Consider the following 12,249-nt stretch of genomic DNA (forward strand, 5'->3'; position numbering starts at 1 on the left):
CCCGTGATCACCGTACCCGCGCATGTGTCCGACACCACTCACCGGCACCGCCCCGCACCGGGGACGGGCACCGGTGGACGGCAACACACTCCGGGACCGGATACCCTTTCACCTGACACGCGACCCATCCCACAACAGCACACGCGGCCGAGGAGTCACCCGGATGAGCACCACCCAGAGCGAGAGGCTGCGAGAACTTCTGGAGCCGCTCGTCGGCTCCCAGGGCCTGGATCTCGAGGAGATCGCGGTGGACTCGGTCGGACGCAAGCGGGTGCTGCGCGTCGTCGTCGACTCCGACACCGGGGCGGACCTGGACCAGATCGCCGATGTGAGCCGCGCGCTCTCGGCGAAGCTCGACGAGACGGACGCCATGGGCGAGGGCGAGTACACCCTCGAGGTCGGCACGCCGGGCGCGGAACGCCTCCTCACGGAACACCGGCACTACGTGCGCGCCACGGGCCGGCTGGCGAGGTTCCAGCTCACCGAGGGCGGCGAGCTGGTCGCCAGGATCCTCGGCGTCGACGACGAGGGCGTCGAGCTGGAGGTGCCCGGAGTCAAGGGCCGCAAGGCCACCGCGCGCCGGCTCGCCTTCCCGGAGATCGCCCGGGCGCGCGTGCAGGTCGAGTTCAACCGCAAGGACGAGAAGTCCGAGAAGAAGGAAGAGGAGGCGTAGCCGTGGACATCGACATGAGTGCCCTGCGGGGCTTGGTACGGGAGAAGGAGATCTCCTTCTCCCTGCTGGTCGAGGCCATCGAATCGGCCCTCCTCATCGCCTACCACCGCACCGAGGGAAGCCGCCGGCACGCGCGCGTGGAGCTCAACCGCGAGACCGGTCACGTGACCGTGTGGGCGAAGGAGGACCCGGAGGACCTCGAGGAGGGCCAGGAGCCCCGCGAGTTCGACGACACCCCGTCCGGCTTCGGCCGTATCGCCGCCACCACCGCCAAGCAGGTCATCCTGCAGCGGCTGCGCGACGCCGAGGACGACGCGACGCTCGGCGAGTACGCCGGCCGCGAGGGCGACATCGTCACCGGCGTGGTCCAGCAGGGCCGTGACCCGAAGAACGTGCTCGTCGACATCGGCAAGCTGGAGGCCATCCTGCCGGTGCAGGAGCAGGTCCCCGGCGAGAGCTACCCGCACGGCATGCGCCTGCGCAGTTACGTCGTCCGGGTGGCGAAGGGTGTCCGCGGCCCGTCCGTGACCCTCTCCCGGACGCACCCCAATCTGGTGAAGAAGCTCTTCGCCCTGGAGGTGCCGGAGATCGCCGACGGGTCGGTCGAGATCGCCGCGATCGCACGTGAGGCCGGTCACCGTACGAAGATCGCCGTCCGTTCCACCCGTTCGGGCCTGAACGCCAAGGGCGCCTGCATCGGCCCCATGGGCGGCCGGGTGCGCAACGTCATGGGCGAACTGAACGGTGAGAAGATCGACATCGTCGACTGGTCGGACGACCCGGCCGAGATGGTGGCGAACGCGCTCTCGCCGGCCCGGGTCTCGAAGGTCGAGGTCGTGGACCTGGCCGCCCGCTCCGCGCGGGTGACCGTGCCGGACTACCAGCTGTCGCTGGCGATCGGCAAGGAGGGCCAGAACGCCCGGCTCGCGGCCCGGCTCACCGGCTGGCGGATCGACATCCGCCCGGACACCGAGCAGCCCGGGGACCGGGCCGGGGAATAGATCCAGGCCGCGCGGCGCTGAGATCACGACAGGTTCGTGCGCGGAACTGTTCGAATCCTGCCCCAAAGGGGTGAGGTGCGTACGGGGAGGTAGACTTAAGAGTGTCTGGCCGGACGCGGATCCGCGCATGCCCTGAACGCACCTGTGTGGGGTGCCGGGAACGAGCGGCCAAGACGGAGCTGCTGCGCATCGTGGCGGTCGAGGGCGAGTGCGTCCCCGATCCTCGCGGTACGCTGCCCGGCCGGGGTGCGTACGTTCACCCCACACCGGTCTGTCTCGACCAGGCGGTACGCCGCCGGGCGTTCACGCGGGCACTGCGCGCCCCGGGAGCGCTCGAAACAAAGGCGTTGCGCCTCTACGTCGAGCGGACGACAGTTGCCGGACAGGCAACACGGTAAGAAGCGTGCCGTGCGGAACCCCCCGTGCGGCTTGGTACCTCGCGAGTCGAAAGCAGGTCGAGATTGCGATGAGCACTCGATGAGTACGCGATGAGTACGCCCATGAACTAGCGACGGTCCGGACGCAACCCGGACCTCAAAGGAGCGAAGTGGCTAAGGTCCGGGTATACGAACTCGCCAAGGAGTTCGGTGTGGAGAGCAAGGTCGTCATGGCCAAGCTCCAGGAACTCGGTGAATTCGTCCGTTCGGCGTCTTCGACCATCGAAGCGCCGGTTGTACGCAAACTGACTGACGCCTTCCAGGGCGGCGGCAGCGGCAGGTCCGCCGGTAAGCCCGCCCCGCGCAAGGCTGCCCCCAAGCCCGCCCCCGCGCCGTCCCCGGCGCAGGCGGCACGTCCGGCTCCGGCTCCGAAGCCGGGCGCCCCCAAGCCCCCGGCGGCGCCGCAGCCCGCGGCCCCGGCGGCCCCGCAGCCCTCGGCTTCCGCGCCGGCCCCCGGCCCGCGTCCGGTGCCGGGTCCCAAGCCCGCGCCGCGTCCGGCGCCGGCCGCTCCGGAGTTCACCGCTCCGCCGTCGGCTCCGGCCCCGTCCAACGCGCCCAAGCCCGGCGGTCCCCGCCCGGGCGCCCCGAAGCCCGGGGCCCGTCCCGCCGCGTCCGGCCAGGACCGGCAGCAGGGCGGTCAGCGTCCCGCCGCCGCCCAGGGCGGCGGTCGTCCCGGCGGCCAGGCGCCGCGTCCGGGCGCCCGTCCGGCCGGTCCGCGTCCGGGCAACAACCCCTTCACCTCCGGCGGCAACGCCGGCATGGCGCGCCCGCAGGCGCCCCGTCCGCAGGGCGCCCCGCGTCCCGGCGGCCCGGGTGCTCCCGGCGGCGGCCCCCGTCCGCAGGCGCCCGGCGCCCAGGGCGGCGGTCCGCGTCCGCAGGCTCCGGGCGGTCCCCGTCCGACCCCGGGCTCGATGCCGCGTCCGCAGGGCGGTCCGCGTCCCGGCCCGGCCGGTCCGCGTCCGAACCCCGGCATGATGCCGCAGCGTCCCGCTGCCGGCCCGCGTCCGGGCGGTGGCCCCGGCGGCCGCGGCCCCGGTGCCGGCGGTCGTCCGGGCGGCGGCGGTCGTCCCGGTGGCGGCGGTTTCGCCGGCCGTCCCGGTGGCGGCGGCGGTGGCTTCGCCGGTCGTCCGGGTGCTCCCGGTGGCGGCGGCGGTGGCTTCGCCGGCCGTCCGGGTGGTCCCGGCGGTGGCGGCGGTGGCCGTCCCGGCTTCGGTGGCCGTCCCGGCGGTCCCGGCGGCCGTGGTGGCACGCAGGGCGCCTTCGGCCGTCCCGGCGGTCCCGCGCGCCGCGGCCGCAAGTCGAAGCGGCAGCGTCGCCAGGAGTACGAGGCCATGCAGGCCCCGAGCGTCGGCGGCGTGATGCTGCCGCGCGGCAACGGCGAGACCATCCGTCTCTCCCGCGGCGCGTCGCTCACCGACTTCGCGGAGAAGATCAACGCCAACCCGGCGTCGCTCGTCGCGGTCATGATGAACCTCGGCGAGATGGTCACCGCGACCCAGTCCGTCTCCGACGAGACCCTCCAGCTCCTCGCCGACGAGATGAACTACACGGTTCAGATCGTCAGCCCGGAGGAGGAGGACCGCGAGCTGCTCGAGTCCTTCGACATCGAGTTCGGTGAGGACGAGGGCTCCGAGGAGGACCTGGTCGTCCGTCCGCCGGTCGTGACCGTCATGGGTCACGTCGACCACGGAAAGACCCGCCTGCTCGACGCCATCCGCAAGACCAACGTCATCGCGGGCGAGGCCGGCGGCATCACCCAGCACATCGGTGCCTACCAGGTCGCGACCCAGGTCAACGACGAAGAGCGCAAGATCACCTTCATCGACACCCCGGGTCACGAGGCGTTCACCGCCATGCGTGCCCGCGGTGCGAAGTCGACCGACATCGCGATCCTGGTCGTCGCGGCCAACGACGGCGTCATGCCGCAGACGGTCGAGGCGCTCAACCACGCCAAGGCGGCCGACGTGCCGATCGTGGTCGCGGTCAACAAGATCGACGTCGAGGGTGCCGACCCGACCAAGGTGCGCGGTCAGCTGACCGAGTACGGCCTGGTGGCCGAGGAGTACGGCGGCGACACCATGTTCGTCGACATCTCCGCCAAGCAGGGTCTGCACATCGACTCGCTGCTGGAGGCCGTGATCCTCACGGCCGACGCCTCGCTCGACCTGCGGGCCAACCCGAACCAGGACGCGCAGGGCATCTCGATCGAGTCCCGTCTCGACCGCGGCCGCGGTGCCGTGGCGACGGTCCTCGTCCAGCGAGGCACGCTGCGGGTCGGCGACACGATGGTCGTGGGCGACGCCTACGGCCGGGTGCGCGCCATGCTCGACGACAACGGCAACAACGTCGCCGAGGCCGGCCCGTCGACGCCGGTGCAGGTCCTGGGCCTCACCAACGTCCCGGGTGCGGGCGACAACTTCCTGGTGGTCGACGAGGACCGTACGGCCCGTCAGATCGCCGAGAAGCGCGCCGCCCGCGAGCGCAACGCGGCCTTCGCGAAGCGCACGCGCCGCGTCTCCCTCGAGGACCTGGACAAGGTGCTCAAGGCCGGCGAGGTCCAGCAGCTGAACCTGATCATCAAGGGTGACGCCTCCGGTTCGGTCGAGGCCCTCGAGTCCTCGCTGCTCCAGCTGGACGTCGGCGAAGAGGTCGACATCCGCGTCCTGCACCGCGGCGTCGGTGCGGTCACGGAGTCCGACATCGACCTGGCCATGGGCTCCGACGCCATCGTCATCGGCTTCAACGTCCGCGCGGCCGGCCGCGCGGCGCAGATGGCCGAGCGCGAGGGCGTGGACGTCCGGTACTACTCGGTCATCTACCAGGCGATCGAGGAGATCGAGGCGGCCCTGAAGGGCATGCTCAAGCCGGAGTACGAAGAGGTCGAGCTGGGCACGGCGGAGATCCGCGAGGTCTTCCGCTCGTCCAAGCTGGGCAACATCGCGGGTGTCCTCATCCGCTCCGGCGAGGTCAGGCGCAACACCAAGGCGCGCCTCATCCGCGACGGCAAGGTCATCGCGGAGAACCTCAACATCGAGGGCCTGCGTCGCTTCAAGGACGATGTCACCGAGATCCGCGAAGGCTACGAGGGCGGTATCAACCTCGGCAACTTCAACGACATCAAGGTCGACGACGTCATCGCGACGTACGAGATGCGCGAGAAGCCGCGCGCGTGACCTGACACGCGACCGGGGCCGGTCGGCGGAACTTATTTCCGTCGATCGGCCCCGGCCGTTGCGTGTACGGTTCCTGTATCGGCGCAACCGTGCCCATACCCCGAGCCGGCGGGACATCCGGAACACACATGTATGTGGGGACCCTGTCCTTCGACCTGCTCCTCGGCGATGTCCATTCGCTGAAGGAGAAACGCTCTCTCGTCCGTCCCATCGTGGCCGAGCTCCAGCGCAAGTACGGGGTGAGCGCGGCGGAGACGGGCCACCAGGACCTCCACCGCAGGGCCGAGATCGGTGTCGCGCTCGTCTCGGGGGAGACCGGGCACCTCAGCGACGTGCTGGACCGCTGTGAGCGGCTGGTCGCCGGGCGGCCCGAGGTGGAACTGCTCTCGGTTCGACGCAGGCTCCACAGCGACGAAGACTGAAGCAACAAGCAAGAAACTCTTAAGGAGACGGACCAGTGGCCGACAACGCGCGGGCTAAGAGGCTGGCGGACCTCATCCGAGAGGTGGTGGCCCAGAAGCTGCAGCGCGGGATCAAGGACCCGCGGCTCGGCTCGCACGTCACCATCACGGACACCCGGGTGACGGGCGATCTGCGGGAGGCGACCGTCTTCTACACCGTGTACGGGGACGAAGAGGAGCGCGCGGCCGCCGCCGCCGGACTGGAGAGCGCCAAGGGCGTCCTGCGCTCCGAGGTCGGCAAGGCGGCCGGGGTGAAGTTCACCCCCACCCTCACCTTCGTCGCCGACGCCCTGCCGGACACCGCCCGCACCATCGAGGACCTCCTCGACAAGGCGCGGCAGTCAGACGCGGCGGTGCGCGAGGCCGCCTCCGGCGCGCAGTACGCCGCCGGGGCCGACCCGTACCGCAAGCCGGGCGACGACGAGGACGACATCGCCGAATGAACCGCAAGCCCACCCCGCCCGACGGCCTGGTCATCGTCGACAAGCCGTCGGGCTTCACTTCGCACGACGTCGTGGCCAAGATGCGCGGCATCGCGAAGACCCGGCGCGTCGGACACGCCGGCACCCTGGACCCCATGGCGACGGGCGTCCTCGTCCTCGGTGTCGAGCGCGCCACCAAGCTCCTGGGCCACCTCGCCCTGACCGAGAAGGAGTACCTGGGCACCGTCCGCCTGGGCCAGACCACGGTCACGGACGACGCCGAGGGCGAGATCACGTCCGCCACGGACGCCTCCCGGATCACCCGGGACGCCATCGACACCGGCATCGCCAAGCTGACCGGCGACATCATGCAGGTGCCGTCCAAGGTCAGCGCCATCAAGATCAACGGAGTGCGGTCGTACAAGCGGGCCCGCGAGGGCGAGGAGTTCGACATCCCCGCCCGCCCGGTCACCGTCTCCTCCTTCGCGGTGTACGACGTCCGGGACGCCGTCGCGGAGGACGGCACGCCCGTGCTCGACCTCGTGGTGTCGGTGGTCTGCTCCTCCGGCACCTACATCCGCGCGCTCGCCCGCGACCTGGGCGCCGACCTGGGCGTCGGCGGCCACCTCACGGCGCTGCGCCGGACCCGCGTCGGGCCGTACAAGCTGGACACCGCGAAGACGCTCGACCAGCTCCAGCAGGAGCTGACCGTGATGCCGGTCGCCGAGGCCGCCACGGCCGCGTTCCCGCGCTGGGACGTGGACGCCAAGCGGGCCCGGCTGCTCGTCAACGGCGTCCGGCTGGACATGCCGGAGGAGTACGCGGGTGCCGGCGCGGTGGCCGTCTTCGATCCCGAGGACCGCTTCCTGGCGCTGGTCGAGGAACACCGGGGCAAGGCCAGGAGCCTGGCCGTCTTCGGCTGACCGCGCCACCGGGAGCCCTCCCGTGGAGCGGCGGCGGTCACGGATGTGGCCCTGCCGCCGCTCCACGGTCCCCCCTCGGTTCCCCCACACCTAGGGTTATCCAGCGGTCGCCCTTCGTTCACCCGTCCGGGCAGGCGCTCGGAGTGAACCGGGGGAGCACAAGGGGGCGCGTTCGCCGCGCGAGCTGTCCCGCTGATCATCCGGCCCCTACGGTCGGACCCAGGGCACAGGCACGGCGGGAGGTTCGACCATGGCGGCACGGGGCCGACGGGACGGGCTCGCTCCGCACGAGCGCGAAGAGCGGCCTCCGGCGCCCGCCGACACCCCCCACGACGCGCCGCCCCCGCTGCTGGACCGCGGCCTCGTCCGCATCCACGACCTCGCCGGGCGCCCGCGCGGCCTGGGCGTCGTCGCCGACCACGACGGCACGGTGCTGACCAGCCACGAGACCGTCGACGGACTGCCCCGTGTCGTCCTGCACACCGTCACCGGCGACCGCAGCCGTGTGGTGACCGCCGACGCCGTCACCCCGCTGCCCGGACGCAACCTCGCCCTCGTCCGCACCGAAGGCCTCGGCGCGGACCCGCTCCCGCTCACCACACGGGACCGCGTCGAGGCCGGTGCCTACGTCCGGATCGTGGCCGGCTGCCGGCGCGAGGCCCGGGTACTGGGCACGACCGAGGTGACCTACACCGCCACCGACCGCGTGCACCGGTTCGGCGGCGCCCTGGAACTGGCCATCGGCACCGCGGGCCGGGACGCGCTGCGGCTGGGCGGCGGCGCGGCCGGGGGACCGGTGCTGGACACCACGACCGGCGCGGTGGTCGCCGTCGTCGGCACCGCCCTGCGCTCCGGGCACCGCGACAGCGGCTTCGCCGTCCCCCTGCGGCCCGCCGCCGACGGCCCACTGGCCGCACTGCTGGCCCGCAACGCGGCCACGGTGCCCGCCTACGGCGCCGATCTGAACCTGGCGGGCGTCCTGGAGCTCACCGCCACCGCGACGGCGCAGGACGGCCCGCCCGGAACGTGCGACGGCCGCTGCGGGCCGGCCGGTGCCGAGCCGGTCGAGCGCCCGGCGACCGAACGGGCCCTCACCGCCTTCGCGCACGGACCGGCCCCGGTGCTCGCCCTCGTCGGCCCGCCCGGCAGCGGCCGCACGACACAGCTCGCGGCCCTCGCCGCCCGCCGCGGCCGGGGCACCGAACCGGCGCCCACGCTGTGGCTGCGCGGCGCCGGCCTGCACGGCGACGACGCCTCCGTCGCCGACGCCGTCCGCCGCGCCCTGGACCGGGCCGCGCGGACCGTCCGCCCGTCCGGCCACGGTTGCGCGCCCCTGCCCGGCCCCACGCCGGGCGACGTGGCCCGCACCGCCCGCGACGCGGGCCGTCCCCTGCTGCTCCTGCTCGACGGCCCCGAGGAGATGCCGCCCCGCCTCGCCCAGCGCCTGCCCGCCTGGACCGACGACACGGCGAGCTGGCTCCGGGAGACCGGGGCACGGCTCGTGGTGGCGTGCCGGCCGGAGTACTGGGAGACGGCGGGCGCATGGTTCCCGGCCGAGCTGCTGTACGGGGCCGCGTCGGGAGTGCCGGGCGGCGTGACGGTGCCCGCGGCGCGGGCGCCCGCCGCGCGGACGCGCGCCGTGCGGGTGCCAGGGGCGGAGGAGCCGCCGTACGCGTCCGCCACCGGTGCGCCCGCGGTTCGTGCGCCCGAGGTCGATGCGCTCGCCGCCGGTGCGTCCGCGGCCGGTGCGCCCCCGGCCGGTGCGCTCGCCGCCGGTGCGTCCGCGGGGCGGCGGGAGCTGCCGTCGGCGTCCGTGAGCCGGGTGTCCTCCCTCGGGGAGGGTCCGCTGCCCGGCCTGCCGCCCTGCGTGCCCCTCGGCGACCTCACCGCCGCGGAGGCCGCGCGGGCCCGCGCCCGCTACGGCATCGCCGACGCCGTGCTCGCCGAACCCGACGCCCGGCACCCCCTCACCCTGCGGCTGCTCGCCGAGGTCCGCGCCGCGGCCCCCGGCGCGCCCTGTGCCGTCCCCCTCGACCACCACGACGTCTTCTGCGCCTACCTGGACCTGATGTGCCTGCGCGTCGCCGTCCGGCTGGCCGCCGGGAACGGCGTGCGCGGCACCGCCGTGCGCCGGCTGGCCGCCAGGGTCGCCGGCCGGGTGCACGAGGCCGCCCGCCGCAGTCTCGGCCCCCGCCAGGGCGAACTGGACCGCGGCTCGTTCGAAGAGCTGTTCCCGCAGGGCGCCGCCACCGGCCTTCCCGGCGGCACCGGCTGGGCCTGCGCCGTCCTCGCCGAGGGCCTGCTGGTGCCCGCCGGCGACGGCTACCGCTTCGCCCACGAGGAGTTCGCCGACTGGATCCAGGGCATGCACCTCGACCTCGACGAGGCCCTGCGCGCCCTGGTGCACCGTCCGGGCCCGCCCGCGGCGGACCGTCCGCCGGCCGTCCCCCGCCACCGCGCCGGCCCGGTCGTGCAGGCCCTGCTGTTTGTCGCCCGGCACCACGGCACCGGCCGACTCGGCACCAGACTCGCCGAGTTGGCGCGCGCACTGGACACCGACCCGGACTCCTGGTGGGCGGCCCGGCTGCTCACCGAGGTGCTGCGGCGCGTCCCCGACGCCACCCCGTACCTCCCCGTGCTGCGGCAGCTCGCCGACGGCGTCGTCGGCCACAAGCGCCGACAGCGCCCCGTACCGGCCGGGTTCGGCCCCGGCTTCTGGGCCGGGCTGCGGCTGCCGGACACCGAACGCCTCGCCCTGCTGCGCCGTCTGGTGCTCGCCGACCCCGCCCCGCACGCCGCCCCCGGGCCCCGCTACCTGGACGTGGTCGCCCGGCTGCTCGCCGACGCCCCCACCGCCGTACAGCGGGAGCTCGTCGACTGGTTCGACGACGAGCGTCCGCTGCCCGCCACACCGGACGCCACCGTGGCGGCCGCCGCCCAGGCACTCCTGCACACCCACCGGCACCGGGCCCTGGACCACCTCACCGAGGTACTGGCCGACAGCGAGCACGCACGCGCCGGCGAACTGCTCGCCGTGCTCGCCGAGGAGGAACCGTCCGCCGTCTGCCGGGCCGTGGACCGCTGGGCGCGCGACGAACGGCCCACGAGACGGCTGGCCGCGGTGACGTACGGCCTGCGCACCGCGCCCCACGCCCACGACGACACCGACCGAGAACTGCTGCGCTACGCGGCCCTCGCCCTGCTCGCCCGCCCCGCCGACGGCGCCCTGCACGGCGGCGCCCTCGGGCTGCTCGTCCGGGACCCCCGCACCCGCGCCCGCCACCTCCCGAGGGCCCTCGACCACTTCCGCGCGGGCGACCCGCACCTCCCGGCGAGCGCCCTGGCCGCCGCCCTCCCCACCCACCCCGAGCCGGTCCTCGACGCCTTCCGCGCCCGCCTGCCGCACGCCGACGACGTCACGGAGCTGCTGCACGCCCTCACGGACGCCGCCGCCCCCGGCCTGGTCCGCCCGGTCGCCGCCCTGGTCCGCGAGGCCGTGGCCCTGCGCCCCGACCTCGCCGGAGGCGTCGCCGCGTACGCCGACCGCCGCCTGGAGGCCGGGCCCGCCGTCCGCGACCGGGTCCTCCCGCTGGTCACCGAACTGCTCGACGGCGGCCCCGGTCCGCTGCGGGCCGCCCTCGCCGCCGTACTGGCCGCCCCCGGGACCCTGCGCCGCGACCTGCGCGACCTCCTGCTGGCCGGGGAGCGCGACCCGGCCGTCCTGGAGTCGCTGCTGCGGGCCGCCGCCCGGCAGGCCCCCGACGATCTGCGCGAACTGGTCCACGGCCTCGGTGTGCGGCTGGTGCGCACCCCCGACGGGGCGACCCGCTACGACCGGAGCCTGGTCGACCTGGCCCGCGAGGTGCCCGGGTTCGCCGCGCGTGTGACCGGCTGGCTGGCCGGGGCGCCCGACGACTGGGCGGCCCTCGTGGGTCCCAGCACCCGCCGGACGCTGGAGCACCTGGCGGGCGTACGGGTGCCCGCGTGAGCGAACGGGCGCCATCCGCCGGGCCCGGTGATCCGTGCGCCGATCCGTGTCCCGCCGGGTGCGACGGGTCACAGCGACCATGCCGATGCGGGCGGCGGGCACCCGGCATGGCACCCTTAGACCTGCGTAAGAGGCATCCGTAAGAGTCAGACACGGGTTCGAGGAGCGGTCACAGTGCAGCGCTGGCGTGGCTTGGAGGACATCCCCCAGGACTGGGGGCGCAGCGTCGTCACCATCGGCTCCTACGACGGAGTCCACCGCGGACACCAGCTGATCATCCGGCACGCCGTGGAACGCGCCCGCGAGCTGGGCGTCCCCTCCGTCGTGGTCACCTTCGACCCGCACCCCAGCGAGGTCGTCCGCCCCGGCAGCCACCCGCCGCTGCTCGCCCCGCACCACCGCCGCTGCGAGCTGATGGCGGAACTGGGCGTGGACGCGGTGCTGATCCTGCCGTTCACCGCCGAGTTCTCCAAGCTGTCCGCGGCCGACTTCGTGGTCAAGGTCCTGGTCGACAAGCTGCACGCCAAGGCGGTCGTCGAGGGCCCCAACTTCCGCTTCGGCCACCGCGCGGCGGGCGATGTCGCCTTCCTCGCCGAGCAGGGCGAGACCTACGACTTCGAGGTCGAGGTCGTGGACCTGTACGTCTCCGGGGAGGCGGGCGGCGGCGAGCCGTTCTCCTCCACACTGACCCGGCGGCTCGTCGCCGAGGGCGATGTGGCGGGCGCCGCCGAGATCCTCGGCCGGCCGCACCGGGTCGAGGGCATCGTGGTGCGCGGCGCCCAGCGTGGACGCGAACTCGGCTTCCCGACGGCCAACGTCGAGACCCTGCCGCACACCGCGATCCCCGCCGACGGCGTCTACGCGGGCTGGCTGCACGCCCAGGGCGAGGCGATGCCGGCCGCCATCTCCGTCGGCACCAACCCGCAGTTCGACGGCACCGAACGCACGGTGGAGGCCTACGCCATCGACCGCGAGGGCCTGGACCTGTACGGCCTCCACGTCGCCGTGGACTTCCTCGCCTACGTGCGCGGCCAGGCGAGGTTCGAGACCCTGGACGCCCTGCTGGAGCAGATGGCGAAGGACGTGCAGCGGTGCCGGGAGCTGGTCGCCGCGGCGGAGGACGCGGAGTCCGCGTGATCCGGTGTACGACGTGAAGGCGGCCGGTGCCGAG

The 12,249-nt window shown here is 74.1% G+C and carries 9 protein-coding genes; all 9 read left to right on the top strand.

What is annotated here, in order from left to right; all coding sequences use genetic code 11:
* Window positions 1–163 precede the first annotated feature (163 nt).
* The 9 genes from rimP (at window position 164) to SGLAU_RS24285 (ending at window position 12,215) form a co-directional block, all read left to right on the top strand.
* The gene (gene rimP / locus SGLAU_RS24245; protein WP_043504521.1) at window positions 164–673 is read left to right on the top strand and encodes a ribosome maturation factor RimP; all 510 of its coding nucleotides are present in this window, start codon (window positions 164–166) and stop codon (window positions 671–673) included.
* Between the two features lie 2 nt (window positions 674–675).
* Entirely contained in the window at window positions 676–1,674 is a 999-nt protein-coding gene (gene nusA / locus SGLAU_RS24250; RefSeq protein WP_043504522.1) for a transcription termination factor NusA, read from the top strand.
* Window positions 1,675–1,775: 101 nt separating this feature from the next.
* Entirely contained in the window at window positions 1,776–2,072 is a 297-nt protein-coding gene (locus SGLAU_RS33895; protein WP_078957867.1) for a YlxR family protein, read from the top strand.
* Between the two features lie 149 nt (window positions 2,073–2,221).
* Window positions 2,222–5,284, top strand: a complete 3,063-nt coding sequence (gene infB / locus SGLAU_RS33900) for a translation initiation factor IF-2 (RefSeq protein WP_078957868.1) — start codon at window positions 2,222–2,224, stop codon at window positions 5,282–5,284.
* 128 nt (window positions 5,285–5,412) lie between these two features.
* On the top strand, window positions 5,413–5,706 hold the full coding sequence (locus SGLAU_RS24265; RefSeq protein ID WP_043504524.1) for a DUF503 domain-containing protein: 294 nt from the start codon (window positions 5,413–5,415) through the stop codon (window positions 5,704–5,706).
* 35 nt (window positions 5,707–5,741) lie between these two features.
* Entirely contained in the window at window positions 5,742–6,188 is a 447-nt protein-coding gene (gene rbfA, locus SGLAU_RS24270) for a 30S ribosome-binding factor RbfA (RefSeq protein ID WP_043504526.1), read from the top strand.
* Window positions 6,185–7,090 (top strand): tRNA pseudouridine(55) synthase TruB, encoded by a 906-nt coding sequence (truB, locus tag SGLAU_RS24275; protein WP_043504529.1) that lies wholly within the window; start codon window positions 6,185–6,187, stop codon window positions 7,088–7,090. Before rbfA ends, truB begins: the two co-directional genes overlap by 4 nt.
* A gap of 250 nt (window positions 7,091–7,340) precedes the next feature.
* Entirely contained in the window at window positions 7,341–11,078 is a 3,738-nt protein-coding gene (locus tag SGLAU_RS24280; RefSeq protein ID WP_078957869.1) for a trypsin-like peptidase domain-containing protein, read from the top strand.
* Window positions 11,079–11,252: 174 nt separating this feature from the next.
* Complete coding sequence (locus tag SGLAU_RS24285) at window positions 11,253–12,215, top strand: bifunctional riboflavin kinase/FAD synthetase (protein WP_043504532.1); 963 nt, start codon at window positions 11,253–11,255, stop codon at window positions 12,213–12,215.
* Window positions 12,216–12,249 lie beyond the last annotated feature (34 nt).

It is taken from the genome of Streptomyces glaucescens, assembly GCF_000761215.1.
Lineage (GTDB): Bacteria > Actinomycetota > Actinomycetes > Streptomycetales > Streptomycetaceae > Streptomyces > Streptomyces glaucescens_B.

Excerpts from the sequence above, each read along its gene's own strand:
- rimP (WP_043504521.1), top strand. The coding sequence starts at position 164 with ATGAGCACCACCCAGAGCGAGAGGCTGCGAGAACTTCTGGAGCCGCTC.
- SGLAU_RS24265 (WP_043504524.1), top strand. The coding sequence starts at position 5,413 with ATGTATGTGGGGACCCTGTCCTTCGACCTGCTCCTCGGCGATGTCCAT.
- truB (WP_043504529.1), top strand. The coding sequence starts at position 6,185 with ATGAACCGCAAGCCCACCCCGCCCGACGGCCTGGTCATCGTCGACAAG.
- SGLAU_RS24280 (WP_078957869.1), top strand. The coding sequence starts at position 7,341 with ATGGCGGCACGGGGCCGACGGGACGGGCTCGCTCCGCACGAGCGCGAA.